A 22,685-nucleotide genomic window follows, 5' to 3' on the forward strand; every position below is an offset into this window, starting at 1 on the left:
TCGGATCAGGAGGCCCGGGCACGAGTGAGACGATCTAGCGTCCAGCGGCCCCGCCGTCCTCCGGGCGCGACCCACCCGCGACGTCCCCATCCGGCGCCTCCGTGCGCTCGCGGCGACGCCTCATCCGGATCGCGCGCGCGACGAGCGTCGCGCCGAACCAGACCTGGACCGCGATCACCGGAACGAGAACGGCGCGGGGAAAGAGCGCCGCGACGAGCGCAGCGCACAGGAGCGCCACGCCGGCCCAGGCGAGCACGTCGCCGTCGGCGGGGCCGAGCACCCGCCGCCCGCCCAGCGCCGCGCCCACGGCGCTCCCGAGCCGGAGCGCCCCTGCGGCGGCCACGGCGGACCCCTCGCGCTCGCGGCGCCCCGACGCGGGGTGCTCGGGAGCGTGCGCGCGTAGCCCCCGCGTCGCTCCCAGGACGATCTCGGTGGCGTTCCGGAGGTCCTCCTCGAACACCGACTCCAGCTCGCGCGCGAAGCCCGCGTCCTCAACGGCGACGTCGAGCTCCCAGTTTCCCATCCAGCTCGCGACGTTGAGATTCGACGACCCGACGCGGGCCCAGCGCCCGTCCGCCACGGCCGTCTTGGCGTGCAGCATCGGTCCGTTCCACTCGAAGACGCGAACGCCGGACTCGAGGAGCGGCCGGTACCCGGCCACGCCGAGGCGCTTCACGATCCCGAGGTCGCTCGTTCCCGGCACGAGCAGCCGGACGTCGACGCCGTCCCCCGCGGCCGCGCGGAGCGCCTGCGCGTACGAAGGGACACCGATGAAGTACGCGTCCGTGATCCAGAGGCGGCGTCGCGCCAGCGCCGCGACGAGCTGGTCGAGCCGGTAGAGCCCGGCGGTCGCGGGCTCCGTCGCGACGACGCGCAGCGCGACCTCCCCCGCGGGCGCGCCGCCCGTGGAGACCGAGAGGTCGTCCGGTGGCAGCGGCGATCCCGCGTCGGCCCAGACGGCGGCGAACGCCGCGACGAGGTCGCCCACGGCCGGACCCTCGATCTCGACGCCGGTGTCGCGCCAGGGCGGCACGCCGCGGTCGGGCGCCCCCTCCCAGCGCGCCGCGATGCAGAGGCCGGTCACGAAGCCGATGCGCCCGTCCACCACGAGCGACTTGCGGTGGTCGCGGCGCAGCCAGGCGAGCGGCGCGTCGAACCGGAACGGATTGAAGGCGCGGACCTCGACGCCGGCGCTCTCGAGCCGGCGCCAGAACCGCCGTCCTGCCTCGCCGCGATCGCCGAACCAGTCGTGCAGCACGCGGACGCGGACGCCGCGGCGCGCGCACGCGACGAGCGCGTCGGCGAAGCGATTCCCCACCGCGTCGTCGGCGAAGATGTAGGTCTCGAGCTGCACCGTCCGGCACGCGCGCTCGATCGCAGCCAGCCAGGCTGGATAGTTCTCCGTCGCGTCGCGCAGCAGCCGGACGCGGTTTCCCGGCACGAGCGGCGCCCCCGCGGCGCGCGACAGCGCCTGCTCGCCGAGGGTGCGAAGCGATCCGAGCGCAGGGCCCGCGAGCCGGCTGCCGGCGAGGTGGTTCCAGCCGCTGCGGCGCCGTCGCCTCATCCCGTGAAGATGTCACGCGCGCTCGCCGCGCCGCCGGACCATCCGGGGCTGGGCGTGATCAAGCCCGGTCACGAGATCGAGTTCGCGCCGCAGTCCTCGATATCCAGGGCAGATAGAGCAGCGTCCAGACGACGATCACGCAGAGGAACAGGATCCCGACGTACCAGGGATGCCCCACCCACCTGTCGAACAGCTCGATGGGAGTCTGGGCGGGAGCCCTGCTGAGGAACATGTAGTTGCTGTGAAGCACCGGGTTCACCATCGCATCGACGGCGGCGAGAGCGGACAGGAGCAGGAACACTCTGGGTAGATACCTGTAGTCGGGCCTGAATCCATCCTTCACTACCCACAGCAAGGGGATCGTCGCAAGGATTGCGTGAACCACGATCGACTCGAGGTATTGAAAGCTCAAGAGCGGATAGCCGCTCGGCTCGGGCGTGAGCAGCGCCATGACGCCGCTGGGCAGTCCGGTGGAATACGTGGCCTCTCGCAGAAGCCTGTTCCCGGTGAACACCGCTAGGAATTCCAGGAACACCATGGCCCCGCAGAGGTGGAGCGGGAGCATCCGCGCAAGATCGAAGTGGCCGATGGACAGCGCCCACACCGTGCGTGCGAGGTCGAGCAAGACCATGGTGACGGCGAGGATCTTCACGACCTCGAGTCTCGTGGCCTCGCGCTGCCGGGAGTAGACCAGCACCCCGATCGCCATCACCGCGAGCGTCACCGACAGCCACGCGAGGTGCGTTCCGCTGAAGTTCCTGACCCCGAGACCCGGTGGAATGTCGGCGTCGTAGTGGAAGAAGTACTTGAAGGCGTGCATCGCGTGTGCTGGTGGACCGCGTAGGCTGCCTCACGTCCATGCCCTGTTCATTGGGCCGCGCGGTGCGACGGCGCCACCTTCCGCAACGCGACCGCTGCGCCGCGGGCGGCTCGCGGATTCTCCAGGGTCGGCCACTCGAACGTGGCAGCCCCTTGCGCACGAGCTCGCGCGCGACGAGCGCTGACCGACGGCACCGATCGCGGCGCGCTCCGCCGCGCCCCTCCCGGCCTCGGCCCTCGGAGATGCGCGCGGTACGATGCGTTCGACCGCCCCGAGGCACGTCGAGCCGTCCTCCTCCGAAGGCCGCGCTGATATGTGGATCGTCCTCGCCCTCCTCTGCGCATTCCTGGGCCTCGTCCTGCTCGTGGTCCTGCTGCCGTTCCGGGCGCGCGCGACCGGGTCGGTGCACGATGGCGCTCCGGCCGGCGAGGCCCGGGTCGACTGGGCGCTGGGGCTCCTGTCCGTGGACGTCGCTGCACGCCGAGCGGCGCTGCGCGTGGCCGCCATCCCCGTCGCGCGGTTCGACCTGGCCACGGTGCGTGAACGCAAGAAGGAGGAGCGCAGGAGAGCCCGTCCGCGAGAGCCGAGGCGCGAGAAGAGGAAGCCCGGCACGCCCGCCCGCGCTCGTGCGGTGCTCGCCGAGCGCGAGGCGCTCCGGGGGATCGCCGCACGCCTCGCCCGGGCCCTCCACCTCCGGGTGCGCGCTCGCGGAACCGTCGGCACCGGAGATCCTGCCGACACCGCCGCGCTGATCGCGCTCGCGGCGGCGCTCGGAGCGCTCCCCGGCGTGGAGCTCGCGCTCGGGGCCGACTGGATGGAGGAAGCGCTCGAGCTGGACGTGGAGCTCGCGGCGCGGATCTGGATCGCGGAGCTGCTCGTGGTCGCTGCGGCCGTCCTCCTCGCCCGCCGGAACCGGCGGGCGCTCCGGGCGGCCTTCGGCCGGTTGCCAACGTAGTCGGGACGAGGAGGAACACATGGAAGGCGTGAAGACGATCCTGGACGTCGTGCGGGGCCGTCTCTCGCGGGCGGCGCTCAAGGACGCGGTGGTGTCGAAGCCCATCTCGGTGGCCGAGCGTCACGCGGTCGTGCTCTCGGAGGTGAGCTACGGGTTCGCCGCGGGCGGCGGCTCCGGGGACGAGAAAGGCAAGCGGGCCTCTCGCGGCAGCGGCGCCGGGGGCGGAGGCGGCGCCAAGGCCAGGCCGGTGGCGGTGCTGGTGGTGGATGGGGGCAAGGTCCGGCTGGAGAGGCTCGGCAGCTAGGAGGACGCCATGGTCGACTTGCAGGAGATCCTCGATGCGGTCAGCGAGGAGCTGGGCGGCGTGGCCAGCGGGGACACGGTGGTGGGCAGCCCGGTGAAGCTCGGGGCGGCGACGGTCTACCCGATCTCGATCGTCCACCTGGGGCTCGGTGGCGGCGGCGGCCAGGGCGAGCGCGAGGCGTCGAGCCAGGACGGGAAGGGCGAGGCCGGAGCCGGAAACGGCGGCGTCGCGGGCTTCAAGGCGAAGCCCGTGGCGGTGCTCGTGTTCCAGGAGGACGCCGTCACCGTGCTGCCGCTGCCGGTCAAGGCGGGGCCGCTGGAGCGATTCCTCGAGCGGCTCCCGGACCTCATCGAGCGGTTCAAGGACAAGGGCCTCGGCAAGTCGGGAGCGGCGTGAGGTCAGGATGAGGCGGAGGACGTGCTCGACGATCCGGTCCAGCGGATGATCCCGATCCTCGCGCGGGGCTGAGGACGGGCTCGGGCCGATTGCGGGCCGCCGGAGCGGACTCCGCCTTGCGGAGCGTGGCGGCGCGGAGCACGATCCCGCCCGTCATGCGCCCGCTCCTCGTCGGCCCCGATGGCAAGCCCCGCTGCTTCTGGGCGGGCTCCGCACCGGAGTACCTCCGCTATCACGACGAGGAATGGGGACAGCCCACCGACGACGACGTCCGGCTGTTCGAGAAGGTCTGCCTCGAAGGGTTCCAGGCGGGCCTCTCCTGGCTCACGATCCTCCGGAAGCGCGACGCGTTCCGCCGCGCCTTCGCGGGCTTCGAGCTCGAGAAGGTCGCCCGGTTCGGCGCGCGTGACGTGAGGCGGCTCCTCGCCGATGCCGCCATCGTCCGCCATCGGGGCAAGATCGAGTCCGCCATCAACAACGCTCGCCGCGCCTGCGAGCTCCGCGACGAGCGCGGCTCGCTCGCCGCGTACTTCTGGGGATTCGAGCCGGCTCCGGCCGCGCGCCCCCGGCGGCTCACCCTGGCCACGCTCCGCCGGATGAGCACGACGCCCGAGTCGGTGGCCCTCTCGAAGGATCTCCGGAAGCGCGGCTGGACCTTCGTCGGACCCACGACCAGCTACGCGTTCATGCAGGCGGTCGGGATCGTGAACGACCACCTCGACGGCTGCTCGTTCCGCGCGCGCGCCGAGCGCGCCCGGCGCACCTTCGAGCGGCCGCCGGCTGCCGCCACGGCAGCGACGGCTCGCGGGGTGACGATTCCCCGCCCCCGGTGACCGACCGACCTCTCGACGCGCGCCCTCGCGCGGCGCGAGCACGTCCTTCTTCACCCCCCTGAGCCGCACGTCGCGTGCCGTGATCGCGGGACGTCGGTCCGGGCTGCATGGTCTATCGACCCCGCATCCGCTCCCCCTAGGATGCACCTGCGCGATCCAGCGCAGGTCGAGGTGCCCGCCGTGAGCTCCAGATCCTTCTCGCGATCCGTCGTGGCGTCGGCCGTGGCGCTCCTCTCCGTCGTCCTCGCAGCCTGCGGCGCGAACGCCGGCAGCGGCGACTGGTACTACCACTTCGCGTGCAACGGCGATTACGAGTGCCTGACCACCAACGCCCTCGGCACGACCTCCGGAACGATCGACGTCGGTCCGCGGGAGTCGGACTGCAGGTCGCTCGAGCTGTTCGCGGAGAAGTTCTGGGGCCCGGCGGCCTGGAACACGTGCGACCAGAATCCGACCTACACTCCCCCCGGCCAGGGGACGCCGAGCATCACGAGCGTGTCCCCGTCCGCCGCCGTGCCGGGGACGCAGGTCACCATCACCGGCACGAACTTCCCCACGAGCCCGGGCGACGTGACGCTCGACATCGGCGGCGTCACCGTGCCGACCACCGCGGGCATCTCGACCACGTCGACCACCATCACCTTCACCATCCCGAACATCGCGAGCCTGTCGGGTCCGATCACGGTGCACACGCCCGGCGGTACGGCGACCTCGGCCGGCTCGCTCACGATCCTCGACAGCCTCCACTCGGTCGCGTGGTCGGGGACGAAGTTCCTCGCCGTCGGCGACTACGGGACGGCGCTCACGTCGGCCGACGGGGTTCACTGGGCGACGCAGGTCACCGGCGTGAACCCGCTGATCGTCTCGCTCACCTCCGCGGCGTGGTCCGGGAGCAGCTTCCTCGCGGGCGGGACCAACGGGTACCTGCTCTCCTCGCCGGACGGCGTCACCTGGACGCTGCCGGCGCAAGGCCTCGGCATGATGGCGTTCAACGGCATCGCCTCCTCGGGCTCGCAATTCGTTGCCGCCGGCAGCCAGGGGGCCATCGCGCGGTCCACGGACGGCTCGAGCTGGACCGCGAGCCTCAATTACCCATCGGACCTCTACAACGCCATCGTCTGGGCGAACGGGCAGTTCGTGTTGACCGGCTATGCCATCCTGACCTCGCCCGACGGCGTCACCTGGACGACCCGGGTTCCCCAGGCGACGCCCTACTACGCGATCGCCTGGTCGGGAACGACGTTCGCGGCCGTCGGCGCCGGGGGCGCGGTGCGGACCTCTCCCGACGGCGTGACCTGGACCGTGCGAACGTCCGGCACGGCCAGCAACCTGCGCGGCGTGACCTGGTTCAAGGGCCAGTTCGTCGCCGTGGGCGACGGCGGGACCGTCCTCACGTCGCCGGACGGCATCACCTGGACGGCGCGCACCTCCGGCATCTCGACGAACCTCAACGCCATCGCCGCGTCGGCCACCACGGCGGTCGCGGTGGGGAAGGCCGGCGTGACCGTCTCGTCCAGCGACGGGATCGGCTGGACGTCGCTCTTGCCGCCCCCGCCGACCGGCGTCTCCGGGACGCACGAGGTCGGGCAGTCCACCATCACCTGGTCACCGGTTGCGGGCGCGACGAGCTACGTCGTCTACGTCTCCACCTCCGGCTCAGTGAGCAAGACCTCGTACTTCAAGCGCGTCACCTCGGCCGGCACCTCGGCCACCGTGACCGGGCTCAACAGCCAGGGGTGGTGGTACGCCATCGTCACCGCGGTGAACGCCTACGGCGAGGGGGCACCGTCCGCGGCGGCGCCGATCTGCGTCGGGACGTACATCTGCGGGTGACGGAGGGGTGGCCAGTTCGCAGGAGCTGGGGGCGGTCGGGCGCTCGCAACGGGTCGCGCGGTCGCGGTGACGACACCCCTACTTCACAATGAGATCGTTCTTCACCTCGCGGACACCGGAGACCTTGCCCGCCACCTCTGCGGCCCTGTCGACCATCGCCTTCGAATCGACGAAGCCGCTCAGCTGAACCACTCCCTTGTACGTCGTGACGCTGATCTGAAGCGACTTCAACGCCGGATCCTCGAGGATCGCGGCCTTGACCTTCGTGGTGATCGCCGAGTCATCGACGTACTCGCCGGTGCTCTCGTGGGTGCGTGAGGAGGAGCAGCTCAGGAGTGGTACCCCCGCGCAAAGGAGGCCCGCGGCGGTGATCGCGCTCAGGGTGTGTCTGCACATGGGTAGTCTTCCTTCTCCGATGCCTCCGGACACGCAGCGAACCTTCGGTACGCTACACCACGCGCCGATGAGTGAAGACGGCGCGCCTTGTCCTTCATCGTCCGCCTCTCCTTCCCGCCTCGACCGGCCGCGACGCTCAATCCCAGGACACCCTGTAGATCGGCGCGCTCCGGCCGTCGGGCTGGCCTCCCGCACCGCCGCCGACCTCGGTCGGGCAGGGTCCCTCGCTGGCGACCAAGAATTGTCCTCGTACGCTCCCGTCGGATAGGACCGTCGCGGGTGGCGGCGGCCGCTGCTCGGGGGCCACGACACAACCGGCGGATGGGTTCCACACTGCGTGCGTCATTTTCGCCTCTCACTCGTGGACGCCAGAACGGCGGATGGGTCCAGAGGCGAGGAGTCGCGATTGACGGGCTCGGCGCGGGTGGGCTGATCGGCGAGCAGGACGTCGCGATTCTGCTCGCCATTTGTAGATAGTGCCGCGCGGGCCGCGGCCCCCACCATTCGTCAGGGAATGTCGGGGCGCCGGGTGCGGGCGCGCATCGTGGCATCGACGAGTACGTCGCCGCGGAGCGGGCCCCTCCGCGGCGGCGAGGAGCCGCCCTCGGGTGAGCGCGCCCTCGCGCTGCAGCTCGGCGGCGCGGCCACGGGCACCAGCCTCACCGTCTCACCATCTCCTCGACCGCCTCCGCCCGATCCCGCTCCCGCCGCTCGCCCCGCCCCCACGCTTCGGCGTCTGCCGCTTCGCCCCGAACGCCTCCTCCATCCGCTCCTGCGCCGCCGTCTTCCCCGCGCGCCCCATCGCCCGGAGGTCCTCCTCGGCGTCGGCCTGGTAGAGCGACGAGACGTTTCGCGTCGACCCCTTCCGCATGCTCGACCGGTACGCCGTCGACCGGTCGTACGCGTCGCGCGTCCCGACCTTCTCCGCGAGCTTCCCCGCCGCATCCCCGATCGCCGCGTGCCCCCGCGCCACGACCGCCCGCTGGAACAGCACCATCGTCTGGTACGCCTCCGCGTGGTGACCCTGCCGCGCTGCCTCCTCCGCCTCGATCTGCGCGCGGACGAGCTGCGCGACGGCGACGACGGCGTCCACGCCCGGCGTGGGCGCCGCCTGCGCGTCCGCGGCATCCACGAACCGCACGATCGCCTTGCACGCCACCCGCTCCTTCACGACGCGACCGCCCTCGACCCGCTCGAACGAGACCTCCACGTCCGCGATCGAGACGGGCGCGTCGAGCGGCACGGCCCTCGGCGCGAGCCGGACGCCGAGCACCAGGTGGCACCTCGTCCGCGAGCAGGTCCGGGACGCGGATGACCGCGCTCCCGGCGTCCTCCCGCGCGTCGACGTCGCTCACCACGTCCGTGAGCTCCGCGCCCTCGCGCGGCGTCACGCGCACCTCGATCGCCTGCGCGTACGTCGACAGGAGCCCGCCGAGCTCCCTCGCGAACGCGGTGAGGGCGTCCTCGGGGCTCCGGACGTAGGCGTAGTTGCCCCGCCCGAGCGTCGACAGATCGCGGAGCAGCTCCTGGTCGGCGTCGTCGCCGTATCCGAACGCGGACACCGTCGCCGCGCCGAGGTTCGCCTCGAGCAGGCGGCGGAGCTCCGGCGGCGTCTTCGCCGGCCCCTCGTTCGCGTGGCCGTCGGTGAAGAGGATCACCCGCACGAGCATGCCTTCGGGGAGCTTCGTCACCTTCGCGTGGTCGAGCCCGGCGAGCAGCCCGCCGCCCAAGTTCGTGTTCGCGCGCGAGCCGAGCCGTCCCACCGAGGCCTTGAGCGCGTCCTTCCGCTCCTGCGTCATCTCCGCGCGCGGGGCGAGCGTCTCGACCTCCGTCGAGAAGACCACGACGCCGCAGAAGTCCCCGGGCGCGAGGTGGTCGACGAGCTTCAGGATCGACTGCTTGGCGTAGTGGAGCTTCTCGCCTTCCATCGAGCCGGAGACGTCGAGCACGGGGATGATGCAGACCGGCGGCCGGGTGGTGCGCGCGTCGCCGTGCGGCGCGGCGAGGGAGACGACCAGGTGGGCGTCCTTCGGCTGGTCGAAGCGGACCTTCTCGTACGTGAGCTGGGCGGTGGTCTTCATGGCTCACGACCCTAGGCACCGGGCGGACACGTTCCGGCGCCGCGAGGACCCGCCGCGCGGCCGGGCTGGACCGGGCCATCGAACGTGTCCGTCCCGCCGGTACGCTGTCCCGACGGGAGAAGCGCGATGAGGAGCTTTCCAGTCCGACGTGCCGTTCGGCGTGCCCGCGCCACCCGGTGCCGCTCCCTAGCCGCCTCCGTGTCCGAGCGTGCGGGACGATGACCGCATGAGCCGTCCCCGCGAGCTGCGCGTGCTCCTCGACCTCGCCCGCGCCCACCTGAGGGCGCGCTCCACCCGGATCCGCTTCCGCGACACGGAGCGGTCCACGGCGAGGCGGATCGTCGACGTGCTCGCGCTCGCGTTCGACCCGCCGCGGTGGGTCGTGGCGACCTGGACGCGCGAGACGGGCTCGCTCCGGCTGCTCGACGTCACGCGGGTCATAGGTGTTTCCCCCACGCGCCGGCGCGCCGGGCCACCGCCGGAGGGCTTCGATCCCGTGTACTTCGCGGTGCGTGGGTTCCTGGACCCGGGCGCGCGAAATCCTGTGTTCACGACCATCCGTATCGAGGCGCCGTGGGCTGCCGTCGCAGCCGCGCTCCTCCCGATGTGCGAGATCGAGCGCACGACCGATGGCGGCGCTTTCCTGCAGATCCGAGCGTCGCGTCCCGAGATCGTGGGTGCCCTCGCGCAATCGCTCTCGCCAATCGGTGGAGTAGACTCGGCGTCATCCCCATGGCCAAGGCCCGCACGAAGCAGAAGTCTTTCGAGGCGCGCCTCCTCCGCCTCGCCGCCTGGATCCTCTCGCAGCCCGAGCCGGTCACCCGCGCCCAGATCTACGCGCGGTTCCCGGAGTACCGGAAGAAGCCCGAGACCGCCGAGAAGATGTTCACGCGCGACAAGGACGCGCTGAAGGACCTCGGGTTCCACCTCGAGACCGAGGAGGTCGGCGGCAAGGATCAGGTCGGCTACACGATCGACGCGCACGCCTCGCTGCTTCCGCCCATCGATCTCACCGCCGACGAGGCCGCGGCGGCGTGGACCGCCGGCGTCGCGGCGCTCCGGCTCTCGCGGCATCCGCTCCACGCCGAGCTGGAGAGCGCGCTCCGCAAGCTCGTCGTGGGGACCCGCTCGCTCCCGCCGCGCGCGGCCGCGACGGGGGAGCTCGCGACGGAGCCCGGCACCACGGATGCGGACAGGCTCCTCGCGGGCCTCGTCGACGCGTGGGAGAAGCGGCGCCGGATCCGGATCTCCTACTGGCGGGTCTCGAGCGACGAGGTGGTCGAGCGCGACGTGGACGTCTACGGCTGGGCGCGGCGGCGCGGCGAGTGGATCTTCGTCGGCCACGACCATCTCCGGGACGAGGTCCGCATCTTCTACCTGTCGCGCGTCCGGGCGCTGAAGAAGGTCGGGCTTCCGAAGGATGCCGCCCAGAAGCGGTCGAAGAGCGCGAAGGACGGGGACTACGACATCCCCGAGTCGTTCGACGTCCGGCGGTGGTCGCGCCAGCAGATCTGGGACTACGCCGTCCACCCGCCTGCCGCCGCCGCGGTGCGGTTCCGCGGCTCGCTCGCGGGGATCGCGAAGCAGCTCCTCCCGGGCGCGCGCGTCGCCACCGACGAGATCGGCGCCCGCGTGGCGCGCCTCGAGGTGCGGAACCTCCGCGGCCTCGTCCGCCAGGCGCTCGCGTGGGGGCCGGACGCGGAGGTGATCGAGCCCGCGAGCGCGCGGGCGATGGCGCGCGAGATCCTCGCGTCGCTCGAGCCCCGGACCTGGGGGACGCCGTGACCGACGTGTACGATCTCCGGCGCCTGCGCCGCCTGCTCCTGCTCCTCCCCGCCGCCGCCCGCGCGGCGCGGAACGGCCGCGGCGTCACGCTCGCCGAGGCCGCGCAGCTCACGGGTGCGCGCTCGACGAGGCAGGTGACCGAGGACCTGGACGCGCTCCAGGCGCTCTGGGTCGACCCGGCCGAGGGCGAGCCGCTCGTCGATCTCTTCCTCGACGACGGCGAGATCCAGGCGGTGTACGCGCAGCCGTTCGGCAGGCCTCCGGCGCTGTCGCTCGCGGAGGGCGCGGTGCTGCTCGCCGCGCTCGAGCCCTTCGAGGAGGAGTCGCGGACGCCCGCACGCGCCGCGGCGCGGAAGCTGCGCCGGGCGATCCCGGAGCCGCTCCGGCCCGAGGCGGACCGGCTCGCGACGGGGCTCGACGTCGCCGCCGAGCCGCCGAAGCCCTGGAGCGGCGTCCTGCGAGAGGCCATCGAGAAGCGCCTCGAGACGACGCTCGAGTACCGCGCCGTCGCGGACGCCGCGGCCGAGAAGCGGGTGGTGGAGCCCCGGCTCCTCTTCCAGCGCGACGGCCAGTGGTACCTCGCCGCCTGGAACGTCGCGAAGGAGGCGGAGCACCTGTTCCGGCTCGACCGCATCGTCACCGTCGAGCCCGGCACGCGCGTGTTCGGGGAGCACAAGGGGCCGCCGGTGGCGCGATACGCGAGGGGGCGCCTCTACTTCGAGTCGGGGACGGAGCGGAAGGTGACGCTCCGCTTCCGCGAAGGCGCGGCCCGGCTCGCGCGCGACCGGTACGGATCGAAGGCGCGCGAGAACGCGGACGGGACGGTGAGCGTCACGCTCGACGTGACGCCGGGGAACTACCTGCTCGGCGTGGTGCTCGGGTACGGCGGTGAATGCACGGTGGAGGCGCCGGAGGATGTCGCGGCGCAGCTCCGTGCGCGCGTCGAGGCGCTGCACCGGCTGTACGCGTGATGGCGGCCAGGTCCCGTCCCGCCCCTAGCTCGGCGGATACCGATCGAGGTCGTCGCACGCCTCGCACTCGGCAGTCCCGAAGTGCATCCAGAGGTCGTCCGCCACGGTCGTGATCACCTCGCGCAGCTCGAGCTCCTCGAGCCAGCGGCCCGGGATACCGCGCTCGCCCACGAGCAGGCCCATCAGGTTCCCGGCGATCGCGCCGGTGCTGTCGCTGTCGCCGCCGTGGTTCACGGCGAGCAGGGCACCGTGTCCGAAGTCCTTCGCCACGAGGGCGCAGTACAGCCCGATCGCGAGCGCCTCCTCGGCGACCCAGCCCTCCCCGAGGGACTCCACCGCCGCGGTCGACGGCCGCCCCTGCGAGGCGAGCTCGAGCGCCGACTCGACCGCGGCGAGGGTCTCCTCGTGGCCGGGCTCCCTCGCGAGCCGCCCCGTCGCCTCGTGGCACGCGCCGCGCAGCTCCGCGCCGTGGCTCACCGCGCTCACGACGAGCGCCAGGTACCCCGCCGCGAGGTGGCCGGACGGGTGCCCGTGCGTGAGCGCCGCGAGCTCCGAGCCGACCGCGAACGGGTCGTCGAAGTGCGCCAGCCCCACCGGCGCGATGCGCATCACGCCGCCGCAACCCTTGCTGTCGTTGATCGGCCGCTGCGGCGTCCCCGGCTCGCCGCTCCGGAGCGCGGCGAGGCACGTGTTCCCTGGCGCGCGCCGGGCCTGGAGCCCGGGGACGCCGACGAGCCAGCCGGCCGCGCCGAACGTCGGCGCGCGCTCGCCCTGCGTCGAGAGCCAGCGCAGGTACGCGCCGTGCGCGACCGCCGACACGGAGGCGATCCCGCGCTCCTCGAAGCGGTGCAGCCCGCGGACGAGCGCCTCGGCCGTGAAGAGCGTCATCTGCGTGTCGTCCGTGATCGCGCCGCGGCGGCCGTAGACCGGCTCGAAGCCCGTCACGCCCTCGGGACCGAACCGTTCCCGGATCGCGGCGAGGTCCATGAACTCCACCGCGGCGCCGAGCGCGTCGCCGACCGCGCCGCCGAGCAAGCAGCCGCGGAACGCGCCCCGCGATCTCTCACCTCTCGAGTCGAACATGTCCCCTCCCGCCGAGCTCTCAGGGCACTCCGCTCGGTCCCACCGACACGAAACGCGCTGCCTCCAGCGCCGGCTCGCCGTCGTACCGGTACGCGCAGAGGCGGCCGCCCTTGCCGATGCTGTAGTCGAGGCACGCCGCGTTCGGCGCGAGCGGCGCAGGGGTGTCCGTGAACCAGTAGTGGCCCACGAAAACGGGTTTCGGATCGGAGTACCCGATGCGCGCGTGCGCAGGGATGGGCGTCGCCGGCAATCCTGCCCGCTCCTCGAGCGTGAGCAGGGCCGCGTCGCGGTACGTGATCGCCTTCTCGTCCCACCAGCGGACACGCACCCGGTCCCGGACGTGGCCGTCCTTGTCCCGGAACGTGAGCCCCGCGGGCATCCGGATCTCGATCCCCTTCGTCAGCGCCTCGACCGCCTTGAACACCGTCGGCTCGGGCGTGTCCTTCGCGGCTTCGTCGGGCGGCTCGCGCGTCGCGGGGACCATCAGCTCACGCGTGAGCCTCGCCTCGGCCTGCAGGTGACCGGCGACGTACTGCATGAAGCGCGGGTGCCAGCAGGCGTGCACGACGCGCAGCTCCGGGAGGTCGAGCCAGAGCGGGAGCGTCAAGAACCAGTCGACGAGCTCCTCGTGCAGCGGGCGCCGGTGCTCGACCTCGGCGAGGAACGCCTCGTGCTGCTCCCGGTTCTTGTCGCCGTACTTCAGCGACCTGTGGCGGCGCAGGTGCTCGCCGGGAGCGTCGGGGTCATCGAGGAACCAGGCGATGGCGTTCAGCTCGTGGTTGCCCATCACCGCGAGCGCAGTGCCGGCGTCGATCATCTTCCGGGCGATCGTGACCGTCCTCACCTGCTCGGGTCCGCGATCGATGAAGTCGCCGACGAAGATCGCCTTCCGGACCGGGTGCCGGTAAACGCCAGCCCGCTCGCGGTAGCCGAGCTTCTCGAGCAGCGCGACCAGCGCGCTCGCGTTTCCGTGCACGTCCCCGATGACGTCGTGGCCCATCGTCCTCCTCACGCGGCGCCGCGGCCCGTGAACCTCCCAGGCGCTCCGATGATCCACCGGGGACGGACACGTTTCGATGCCGCCCTCCTGGGACGGTGGGTTTCCCTGTCCCTCGGTTCCGCGTCAGGACCTGCCCGCCCGCCCCACACCCGGGTTCCGGACGATCACCCGCACCGGCACCTCGTTGACGGCGGTCGGAAGGCACGCGCGCGCCTCGGCCGAGTCCGACAGGATCGTGACCCGGAGCTCGAACCCGACCTTGGCGGCGGGCGCGAGCCGTACACCCTCGAGCCAGGGCGGGTCGTGCAGCAGCCGCTCGAGCCCGGCCACCGCCGGCAGCGCCGCGCGCCACTCCGCGAGGTCGACGATCCCGTCGCGCGTGCGGAGCGCCCGTCTCCGCTTCTCCGCGGCGAGGTACGACTCCCGGCTCGGTCTGCCCATGTCTCGTTTGTAAGCCGGGAACGGACACGTTGCGCGTGCAACGGTCGCAGCGGACCCACCTGCGCCAGGGATCGCGGCGAGGCGCTCTCGCGGACGGGGGTGAAGGACGATCGGATCCGGGCGGCGTTCGTGCGGCTGCTCGAGGAAGATCCGGTGAACGGCGCACGATGGCTGGCCGAGCACGGGGAGGGAGTGGCGCGCCGTCGCGGAGCTCGGCCGGGCGGTGGACCGCCTCTCGCGCGCTCCCGTCGGCGATTGCGACATCTGCTCGGGCGAGCACGTCCGGGCGATCGCGGTGGCGATCCGCGAGCTCGGCGGAGCGCTCACGGAGGAGCAACGGGCCGGTTTCGACGAGCTCCTCGAACGCGCCGACGCGATGTGGATTCCGCTGGATGATCCCTTCGACGACGCGGGCGAGGCGCCCGCCTCGCTCCAGGCTCACGCGACCCGCGCTCGGCGGCCCGGCCGTAACGACCCGTGCCATTGCGGAAGCGGGAAGAAGTACGAGAGGTGTCACCTCGAGGCGGACGGGAACGCTCGGAATTGACGCGGCTGCTGGGTCTGTGCCACCTCACACCCCTCGTCCCGCCTCCGACGAAAGGACCTCGTCGGGGCATGGCCGAGCAGGCGACCGAGCGTGAGCTTCGAAGCGGGTGGAGGGCTCATGTCGCTCGCCGCGAAGCGGATCACGTCGCCGAACCGTCATCACTGCAGCTGCGGTCACCTCGCCCTCTACCCGCGCCGGCGCGGTGGCGTCTCGGCGCGCGCCGACCACCCGCTGTGCCGGCGCTGCTGGCGGTCCGAGTTCGACCGCGCCCGGGCGCAGGGCCAGGCGCGGTGGCGCTGCGCGCGGGTGGTGCTGCCTGCGGGCGTGATCCTTCCCGACTTCATCCGGGAGGCGCCGTCGGAGATCAGCGGACGCGCGGGCGAGGGGGCGTTCCGCGGCCGCGACGCGGGCGCGATCGTCGTGGCGCTTCCGGTGGCCTGCTCCGTCGAGCGCGACCACGGGCGCGAGGTCGCGCTCGCCTGCGGCTGACCGCCGGGCGTCTGGTCGCGAAGCTGGAGGAGACGAGACCCCGAGGGGATCGCGCTCCGTGCGGCGAGGGCAGCTGCGCGAACGTGACGCCCCCTCCCGGGGAGATCGAGCACCGGCCGTGCTCAGACGATGAGCGAACTGCGCGCGCCCCATCGCTCCGGCGGCCCGTCGGCTCCACCCCGGGCTCCACGAGGTCGCGTGGCGCCGCGGAAGGCTCGCGTGGCCCGCCCGCTGCAGTGGACGCCGCGTGCGCCGCATCGTCGTGGCGCGCAGCGGAGGGACCTCCTCCGGAAAGACGAGCTCATGAGCGCCTACCCGATCCTCCTGTTCATCCACGTCGTCGGCGCCGTCGCGCTGTTCGGAACGCTCGCCATCGAGGTCGTCTCGATGCGAGGACTCCGGCTCGCCGACACGCCCGCGGAAGCCAGCGTCGCGATCGGCGCCTGGCCCGGCCGCCTGGCGCCCCTGGCGATGCTCGCGACGCTCGTCTCGGGAATGGGGATGATGAAGATCTGGGGGAACCAGCCCTGGATCCTGACGTCGTTCGTCGGCCTCGTGCTCATGGGCTTCGCGGGCGGCGCCGTCACGCAGCGACGCATCCGGAGCATCCGTGCCGCGCTGTCTGCGGAGAGCGAGCCCCGGCTCTCGGATGAGTTCCGGTCCGCGCGGTCGGGCGCTGCGCTCACGGCGTCCCTGAGGCTGCGGATCGCGATCGGAACCGGCATCCTCGGCCTCATGACCCTCAAGCCCCCCGACGCCACGACGTCGGCGCTCCTCCTCGCGGCGTCCGTCGCGGCAGGGCTGATCGCGGCGATCCCGCTCGCGACCCGGCGCGCGCCAGCCGCCGAGCGACCCGCAGCGTGAGGAGACGGCGGCCGCCGCTCGAGCGTCGCGACGAGGCGGGCGGCTCGAGCCGGCGGTGATCTGCGCATCCGGCGTCAGGCGAGGTCCGCCTCGGCAGCGAGGGCGACGTCCTCGTCGACCCATCCCCGCAGATCTCGAGTCGCGAGCTCTCGCTTCGCGTATCGGTATCCGAGCTCGATGCCGCGGTCGAGCGCCTTCCACTCGACGAAGCCGATGTCGGCGGGCTTCGGCTCGAGGAAGAGATCGACGCTCGACGCGACCTCCTGACTTCGCTGGGTGCTCGGCAGCATCATCGATCTCACGAGGATCGACCCGAGCCCGGGGGAGTCGGCACGCCCGCCCGACAACAGCCGTCGCTTCAGGGACTCGAACGCCGAGGGCAGCTCGCCGCCCGTCATCCGCCGTTCGTTCCCGACCGTGAGGTCGACCGCGATGATGCGGCCGACGCCGCTGCGACGCATCGGCTCCACGGGGAGGTTGTCGAGCAGTCCGCCGTCGACGTGCAGGTCGCCGTCCATGACGACGGGCGGAAGGACGCCCGGGAGGGAGACGCTGGCCCGGAGCGCCCTCCACAGCGGGCCGCTGCGGTGGGCCTCCGGTCGCGCCCGCGTGAGGTTCGCCGACATGCAGAAGAAGGGTCGCCACGTGTCCGCCACGTCGCGCGTGCCGAACCACCGCTGGAGCGCCGTGTCGAGGCGCTTGCCGCGGACGAGCGCGAGGTGCGGGATGAGCGCATAATCGCCGATCGGGTTCCTGCGGGTGAATCCCTCGCGGTGCGCGCGCTCGATCTCGTCGTCGTCCCAGTCCAGCGCGACGGTGGCTCCCACGATCGCGCCCTGGCTCGAGCCGCCGACACCGTCTATCGGGATGCCCGCCTCCCGGAGCGCCCGGACGACCCCCAGGTGCGCGAAGCCACGCGCAGCGCCGCCTCCCAGCACGAGCCCGATCGCCTCTCCGGCGAGGTGTCGCGCCAGCCGCCGGAAGTCGTCATCGTCGCGGGAGCGAACGTGGTGGTGGCGCGCGACCGCGCGCGGCGCGATCCACCGTTCGGTTCCGGCGGGCGACCTCACGCCACGAGGGTGGACGAGCACGAGCTCGCGGCGAGCCCCCTCGGCGTCACCGTCTCCCCGGGCGAGCAGCCGCTCGTCGCGCCCGGGCTCCGGCGATTCGCCTGCCGGTGCGAGCATGAGAATCACGTCGGCGTGGCGCAGGCACTGCGCCGTCCACGGGTCGTCGAGCTCGTCGGTCACGTGGAGCAGCGCATCGTGGCGAAGCTCCTGCTCGTCCAGCCACCTCGACAGCACGAGGCTCCGCGCATCGTCTCCCTTCGCTCGCGAGGCGCCGTTCGCCGACAGCACCGCATCGACCCGCGCGCGGTCGACGACGAGCGTCGGCCCGCGGCGCCCCATTGCGCGACGCAGGCTCTCCACGAAGTCGGCGCAGCGAACGCTCCGCCGGAGCGGGACGATGGCGATGCTCCTCGCACGCTGGCGCGCGGGGGTCGCGCCCACCAGCTCCGTGCTACGGCGGGCCATCAGGCGCGCGATGCTCGCGACGAGCCGGGGATGCTCGGCGACGATCTGCCGGAACGCCTCCTCCGAGATGCGGACGACGACGCTATCGCGCGACGCCTGCACCGTGGCGGACCTCGGCTGCCTCGCGAGCAATCCCATCTCTCCGACGCTCTCGCCCGGCCGGATCTCTCCCACGACGCGGTGCCCGCTGGAGCCGCGCTCGCGCAGGGCGACCAGGCGGCCGGAGACGACGACGTACATGCTGTCGCCGGGCTCCCCCTGGCGAAAGAGGCGCTCTCCGCCGCGAACCCTCACCCATTCGCCGAGGCTACGCAGGTCATCGGTGAGCTGCGGGCTCTCGGAGCCGTGAGCGACGTTCATGGCATGCTCCTCTGCTGTGGCATGGGGGACAGGACGGCGAGCGCGGAGCCCTCCGCGCCGGGGCGGAGCCGCCCTCGGGCGAGCGCGCCTTCGCGCTGCAGCTCGGCGGCGCGGCCCCGGCGCGCGACGAGGAAGTAGAGGACCGGCACGGCGAGCCGCGAGAGCAGCGTCGCCGCCACCTCGCCGGCCATGAGGCTCACCGCCAGGCCCTGGAAGATGGGGTCGGCCAGCATCACGGCGCTGCCGACGAGCACGGCCGCGGCGGTGAGCAGCATGGGGCGGAACCGGACCACGCCCGCCTCCTCGACCGCGGCGGCGAGCGGCATCCCCTCCCGCAGCTTCAGCTCGATGAAGTCCACGAGGATGATGCTGTTGCGCACGATGATGCCGGCGCCGGCGATGAAGCCGATCATGCTGGTCGCGGTGAAGAAGGCGCCGAGCCCGAAGTGCGCGGGGAGGATGCCGATGAGGGAGAGCGGGATCGGGACGAGGATGACCCACGGCACCGAGAAGCTCTGGAACCAGCCGACGACCAGGATGTAGATGAGGACGAGCACGGCGGCGAAGGCGATGCCGAGGTCGCGGAAGACCTCCAGCGTGATGTGCCACTCACCGTCCCACTTGAGCGCCGGCTGCTCGGTGGAGTCCGGGTGGGCGAGGCCGAGGCGCGGCACCACCTCACCGCCGGCACCGCGGAGCCCGTCGAGCTTCCTGTTCAGCGCCGAGAGGGCGTAGACCGGGCTCTCGATCTCGCCGGCCAGGTCGCCGAAGACGTAGGCGACCGGCAGCAGGTTCTTGTGGAACACGGGCGGGTCGACCCTCCCCTCCTCCGCGCGGACGAGCTCGGAGAGCGGCACCGCGCCGCGCCGTCCCGGGACGGTGAGCTGCAGGAGCTCCTCGAGACGCGCCCGCTGCGCCGGCGCGAGCTGGAGCATCACCGGGACCTGCGCCGCGCCCCGCTCGACGTGGAAGCTCCCGAGCGGCGCGCCCGCGCCGCCCGCGGCGAGCGTCTGGATCACCGCGGCCGGCGCGACGCCGTGCAGCGCGGCCTTCTCCGCGTCGAGGCGGAGCGCCAGCTTCGGCGAGGTCGCTGCCAGCGACGAGTCGACGTCCACCACGCCCTTCGTCGAGCGGAAGGCCGCCAGGACCTCGCCGGCGAGCCGGTCGCGCTCCGCCGCGGACGGGCCGTACACCTCGGCCACGAGCGTGTCGAGCACGGGCGGGCCGGGCGGGATCTCGACCAGCTTGAGCCTGCCGCCCTGCGGCCAGGCGATGGCCTCCAGCGCCGGACGGACGCGCGTCGCGATGGCGTGGCTCTGCGCCTTGCGATCGCCCTTCGGGACGAGGTTCACCTGGAGGTCGATCTGCTCGGCGCCCTCGCGCAGGAAGCCGTGGCGCACCATGCCGACGAAGGTGAACGGCGCGGCCACGCCCGAGTGGACCTCGACGTCCTTCACCTCGGGTTCCTGGAGGAGGCGGCTCGCCAGCGCCTGCCCGACGGCGAGCGCCTCCTCGCGCGCCGTCCCGGCCGGCAGGTCGAGCTGCACCTGGAGCTCGCGCTTGTTGTCGAAGGGCAGCATCTTCACCTTGAGGGCCCCGAACGCGACCAGCGAGGCCGCCCCGGCGAAGAGCACGAGGACCAGGGCGAGGAAGGCCCAGCGAGCCCAGGCGCGGGTGAGGAGCGTGCTCATGACGCGCCGGTAGAGCCGGGTGAGGCGCGGCTCGCGCAGCGGTTCCACGATCGCGACGGGCTCGACCGCAAGCGTCTCGTCTCCGTCGAGCTCCCGAAGCAGAGCGGCATAGCGCTCGGGATCGCCAGGGCGCGCCGCCTCGTCCGCGTCCGCCTCCGCCTCACGCTCCGGCAGGTGCGCCTCCTTGCGGAAGACCTTCATCGCGGCCCAGGGGCTGATGACGAAGGCGATGGCGAGCGAGAAGAGCATGGCCGCGCTGGCGCCCACCGGGATCGGGCGCATGTACGGGCCCGACAGGCCGCGCACGAACGCGTTCGGCAGGATGGCGGCGATCACGGCGAAGGTCGCGAGGATGGTGGGGTTCCCGACCTCGTCGACCGCCTCGATGACCGTCCGGCCGAAGCTCCGCCTCGGCCCGGGCAGGTGGAGGTGCCGGTGGATGTTCTCGACGACCACGATGGCGTCGTCGACGAGGATGCCGATCGAGAAGATGAGGGCGAAGAGCGTGACGCGGTTGAGCGTGTAGCCGAGGAGGTAGGTGGGGAGCAGCGTCAGGGCCAGCGTCACCGGCACCGCCACCCCCACCACCACCGCCGAGCGCCAGCCCATGGCGAGGGCGATGAGCGCGATGACGGACAGCGTGGCGAGGACGAGGTGCTCGATGAGCTCGTTCGACTTCTCCTCCGCGGTGTCGCCGTAGTTGCGGGTGACGCTCACCTTCACCGACGCGGGGATGAGCCGCCCTCGCAGCGCCTCCACCTTGCGCTCGACCGTCCTCGCCAGCTCGGGGGCGTTCGCGCCGGCGCGCTTCGCGAGCGCGATGGAGACGGCCTGCTCGAACCCGGGCTTCCCCTTCTCGGCCATCAGGACGACGGCCGGCTCCGGCTCGGGGCCGTCGGTCACCCGCGCCACGTCCTCGAGGTAGATGGGCCGGTCGCCGCGGACCGCGACCACGACACGCCGCAGATCGGTCACGGAGCGCACGAACCCGTTCGCCTCCAGCTCGGTGCGCCTGCCGGCGTCGACGAGCGCGCCGGCGGGCAGCTGCGCCTGCCCGGCGGCGATGGCCGGCTGCAGCTCCGCGATCGAGACGCCCAGCGTGCGCATCCGCTCCGGATCGGGCTCGACCCGGACCACCCGGCGCGCGCCGCCCAGCACCCGCACCTGCGCCGTCTGCGGGACGGCCGCCAGCTCGCGCGCGACCTCCTCGCCGAGGGCGCGCAGCTGGCCGGCGGGCAGCGGATCGCCGTGCAGGGTGAGCGTCAGGAAGGGGACGTCGTCGATGCTGAGGAGCCGCACCACCGGCTCGAGCGCCCCGGAGGGCAGGAGCTCGGGGTGCGCGCGCAGCTCCTGGTGGACCTTCACGAGGCTCGGCTCGAGCGGCTCGTTCACCTTGAACCGCACGGTGATGAAGGCCGCCGACGGCGTGGACGTCGAATAGAGATACTCGACGCCGGGGATGCCCCACAGCCGCCGCTCGAGCGGCGTGGTGAGCTGGCTCTCCACCTCCCGGGCGGTCGCGCCCGGAAACGGAACCAGCACGTCGACCAGCGGGACGATGATCTGCGGCTCCTCCTCGCGCGGCGTGAGGAGGACGGCGGCCACGCCGAGCGCGATCGAGGCGAGGACGATGAGCGGCGTCAGCTTGCTGCGCAGGAAGGCGCGCGCGAGCCGGCCGGCCAGGCCGACCTGGTGTCCGGAGAGAGTCATGGCGCCACCTCGATCCGCTGCCCATCCCGCAGCGCGCCCGGAGCGTCGATCACGGCCTCGCCCGCCGCCAGGCCGGCGCGCACCGGGACGCGGTCGCCGACCCCGTCGCCGAGCGCGAGCCAGCGGAGCTGCGCCAGCCCTCCGGCCGCGACGAAGACGCCCGTGAGATCGCCCCGCTCGACGAGCGCGCTGCGCGGGACCGACACGGCCCGCGCCGGCGCCTCGGCGCCGGCCGGGAGCACGAGGCGGGCGAAGGTTCCGCTGCGCAGCGTCGCGCCGCCCTGATGCACCCGGGCCCGCAGCGTCCGGCGGTGGGACAGCGGATCGCCGCCGACGGCCAGGGCCGAGACCTGCGCCGCGCCGGCCTCGCCGCCGGCCTCGAACCGGATCGTCTGGCCGATCGCGATCCCGCTCGCCTCCGCGTCGGAGAGGCTCGCCACCACCTCCAGCTCGCTCCCCTCCAGCTCGAGCAGCGGCTGGCCCGGGCCGACCAGGTCCCCGGCGTTGACGCGGCGGGCCTGCACCGTGCCGGCGAACGGGGCGCGGATCTCGGTGTAGGCGAGGGCCGCCCGCGCGGCCGACACGGCCGCCTCGGCCTGGGCCCGCTGCGCCCGCGCCTGGTCCAGCTCGACCGGAGTGGCCGACCGCTGCGCCGCGAGCGCCTCGATGCGGCGCGCCTGCGCGGCGGCGGTCACGAGCGCGGTCTCTGCCGCGGCGAGCTGCGCCCGGACGTCGTCGTCCGACAGCCGCACGAGCAGCGCGCCCTGGTGGACGTGCGCGCCCTCCTCCACCTCCACGGAGCGGACCGAGGCCGCCGTCCGCGTCGAGACGACGGCACGGCGCACGGCCGCCAGGCTCCCCGCCACCCACCGCGTGCCCTGTGCGGGGGCGGTCGTCACGACGCGCACGCGCGCGGGCGCCGATGCCGCGGCGGGAGCGTGATGTTCGGCGAGCGCCGCGGGCACTGCCAGGGTCAGGATCACTGCCAGGTTATGCGTCATGGCTCTCTCCTTCGAACGTCGTGGCT

20 protein-coding genes and 2 pseudogenes are annotated in these 22,685 nt (G+C 72.9%); 11 read left to right on the forward strand and 11 right to left on the reverse strand.

What is annotated here, in order from left to right; genetic code table 11:
• Positions 1-34 precede the first annotated feature (34 nt).
• On the reverse strand, positions 35-1,564 hold the full coding sequence (locus AMOR_RS09370) for a phospholipase D-like domain-containing protein (RefSeq protein ID WP_248360543.1): 1,530 nt from the start codon (positions 1,562-1,564) through the stop codon (positions 35-37).
• 58 nt (positions 1,565-1,622) lie between these two features.
• Positions 1,623-2,384, reverse strand: coding sequence for a YwaF family protein (locus tag AMOR_RS09375; RefSeq protein WP_248360544.1), 762 nt, complete (start codon positions 2,382-2,384; stop codon positions 1,623-1,625).
• A gap of 256 nt (positions 2,385-2,640) precedes the next feature.
• Here AMOR_RS09375 and AMOR_RS09380 point away from each other — a divergent pair, with 256 nt between their 5' ends.
• The 5 genes from AMOR_RS09380 (at position 2,641) to AMOR_RS09400 (ending at position 6,705) form a co-directional block, all read left to right on the forward strand.
• Positions 2,641-3,339: a hypothetical protein gene (locus AMOR_RS09380; RefSeq protein WP_248360545.1), complete on the forward strand. Its 699-nt coding sequence runs from the start codon at positions 2,641-2,643 to the stop codon at positions 3,337-3,339.
• Positions 3,340-3,358: 19 nt separating this feature from the next.
• Positions 3,359-3,643 (forward strand): GerW family sporulation protein, encoded by a 285-nt coding sequence (locus tag AMOR_RS09385; protein ID WP_248360546.1) that lies wholly within the window; start codon positions 3,359-3,361, stop codon positions 3,641-3,643.
• A gap of 9 nt (positions 3,644-3,652) precedes the next feature.
• Positions 3,653-4,039 carry a GerW family sporulation protein gene (locus AMOR_RS09390; protein ID WP_248360547.1) on the forward strand — a complete coding sequence of 129 codons (387 nt, stop codon included), beginning with the start codon at positions 3,653-3,655 and terminating at the stop codon, positions 4,037-4,039.
• Positions 4,040-4,194: 155 nt separating this feature from the next.
• Positions 4,195-4,872, forward strand: a complete 678-nt coding sequence (locus AMOR_RS09395) for a DNA-3-methyladenine glycosylase I (protein ID WP_248360548.1) — start codon at positions 4,195-4,197, stop codon at positions 4,870-4,872.
• A 180-nt stretch (positions 4,873-5,052) separates the two neighbouring features.
• Positions 5,053-6,705, forward strand: coding sequence for an IPT/TIG domain-containing protein (locus tag AMOR_RS09400; RefSeq protein WP_248360549.1), 1,653 nt, complete (start codon positions 5,053-5,055; stop codon positions 6,703-6,705).
• A 78-nt stretch (positions 6,706-6,783) separates the two neighbouring features.
• Here AMOR_RS09400 and AMOR_RS09405 read toward each other — a convergent pair whose 3' ends face one another.
• From AMOR_RS09405 to AMOR_RS29815, 3 genes and pseudogenes are all read right to left on the reverse strand, one after another.
• On the reverse strand, positions 6,784-7,134 hold the full coding sequence (locus AMOR_RS09405) for a BON domain-containing protein (protein WP_248360550.1): 351 nt from the start codon (positions 7,132-7,134) through the stop codon (positions 6,784-6,786).
• Positions 7,135-7,768: 634 nt separating this feature from the next.
• Entirely contained in the window at positions 7,769-8,374 is a 606-nt protein-coding gene (locus tag AMOR_RS09410; protein ID WP_248360551.1) for a hypothetical protein, read from the reverse strand.
• Positions 8,375-8,624: 250 nt separating this feature from the next.
• Positions 8,625-9,182 (reverse strand): annotated as a pseudogene (locus AMOR_RS29815) (vWA domain-containing protein); the annotation flags it as partial.
• Between the two features lie 226 nt (positions 9,183-9,408).
• On the opposite strand from AMOR_RS29815, the pseudogene AMOR_RS29925 reads away from it, so the two are divergent.
• From AMOR_RS29925 to AMOR_RS09430, 3 genes and pseudogenes are all read left to right on the forward strand, one after another.
• Positions 9,409-9,567 (forward strand): annotated as a pseudogene (locus AMOR_RS29925) (hypothetical protein); the annotation flags it as partial.
• A gap of 347 nt (positions 9,568-9,914) precedes the next feature.
• A complete protein-coding gene (locus tag AMOR_RS09425; RefSeq protein ID WP_248360553.1) occupies positions 9,915-10,967 on the forward strand; it encodes a helix-turn-helix transcriptional regulator in 1,053 nt (350 codons plus the stop codon).
• Positions 10,964-11,938, forward strand: a complete 975-nt coding sequence (locus AMOR_RS09430; RefSeq protein WP_248360554.1) for a helix-turn-helix transcriptional regulator — start codon at positions 10,964-10,966, stop codon at positions 11,936-11,938. The genes AMOR_RS09425 and AMOR_RS09430 overlap by 4 nt, the downstream gene beginning before the upstream one ends.
• Positions 11,939-11,962: 24 nt before the next feature.
• Here AMOR_RS09430 and AMOR_RS09435 read toward each other — a convergent pair whose 3' ends face one another.
• The 3 genes from AMOR_RS09435 to AMOR_RS09445 all read right to left on the reverse strand — a co-directional run bounded on the left by AMOR_RS09435 (position 11,963) and on the right by AMOR_RS09445 (position 14,462).
• Positions 11,963-13,021 (reverse strand): ADP-ribosylglycohydrolase family protein, encoded by a 1,059-nt coding sequence (locus tag AMOR_RS09435; protein ID WP_248360555.1) that lies wholly within the window; start codon positions 13,019-13,021, stop codon positions 11,963-11,965.
• A 19-nt stretch (positions 13,022-13,040) separates the two neighbouring features.
• Positions 13,041-14,021 carry a metallophosphoesterase gene (locus AMOR_RS09440; protein ID WP_248360556.1) on the reverse strand — a complete coding sequence of 327 codons (981 nt, stop codon included), beginning with the start codon at positions 14,019-14,021 and terminating at the stop codon, positions 13,041-13,043.
• A gap of 123 nt (positions 14,022-14,144) precedes the next feature.
• On the reverse strand, positions 14,145-14,462 hold the full coding sequence (locus AMOR_RS09445) for a hypothetical protein (RefSeq protein WP_248360557.1): 318 nt from the start codon (positions 14,460-14,462) through the stop codon (positions 14,145-14,147).
• A gap of 223 nt (positions 14,463-14,685) precedes the next feature.
• Between AMOR_RS09445 and AMOR_RS09450 the strand changes: the two genes are divergently transcribed.
• From AMOR_RS09450 to AMOR_RS09460, 3 genes are all read left to right on the forward strand, one after another.
• A complete protein-coding gene (locus tag AMOR_RS09450) occupies positions 14,686-15,009 on the forward strand; it encodes an SEC-C metal-binding domain-containing protein (protein WP_248360558.1) in 324 nt (107 codons plus the stop codon).
• Positions 15,010-15,126: 117 nt separating this feature from the next.
• Entirely contained in the window at positions 15,127-15,498 is a 372-nt protein-coding gene (locus AMOR_RS09455; protein ID WP_248360559.1) for a hypothetical protein, read from the forward strand.
• Positions 15,499-15,801: 303 nt separating this feature from the next.
• Positions 15,802-16,362: a DUF2269 family protein gene (locus AMOR_RS09460; protein WP_248360560.1), complete on the forward strand. Its 561-nt coding sequence runs from the start codon at positions 15,802-15,804 to the stop codon at positions 16,360-16,362.
• A gap of 74 nt (positions 16,363-16,436) precedes the next feature.
• Here the strand turns inward: AMOR_RS09460 and AMOR_RS09465 are convergent, their stop codons facing one another.
• From AMOR_RS09465 to AMOR_RS09475, 3 genes are read right to left on the reverse strand one after another with little or no spacing between them, the layout of a single operon-like run.
• On the reverse strand, positions 16,437-18,257 hold the full coding sequence (locus AMOR_RS09465; RefSeq protein ID WP_248360561.1) for a patatin-like phospholipase family protein: 1,821 nt from the start codon (positions 18,255-18,257) through the stop codon (positions 16,437-16,439).
• Positions 18,254-21,658: an efflux RND transporter permease subunit gene (locus tag AMOR_RS09470; RefSeq protein ID WP_248360562.1), complete on the reverse strand. Its 3,405-nt coding sequence runs from the start codon at positions 21,656-21,658 to the stop codon at positions 18,254-18,256. Before AMOR_RS09470 ends, AMOR_RS09465 begins: the two co-directional genes overlap by 4 nt.
• On the reverse strand, positions 21,655-22,659 hold the full coding sequence (locus tag AMOR_RS09475) for an efflux RND transporter periplasmic adaptor subunit (protein ID WP_248360563.1): 1,005 nt from the start codon (positions 22,657-22,659) through the stop codon (positions 21,655-21,657). The genes AMOR_RS09470 and AMOR_RS09475 overlap by 4 nt, the downstream gene beginning before the upstream one ends.
• Positions 22,660-22,685 lie beyond the last annotated feature (26 nt).

It is taken from the genome of Anaeromyxobacter oryzae (assembly GCF_023169945.1).
GTDB classification, from domain to species: domain Bacteria; phylum Myxococcota; class Myxococcia; order Myxococcales; family Anaeromyxobacteraceae; genus Anaeromyxobacter; species Anaeromyxobacter oryzae.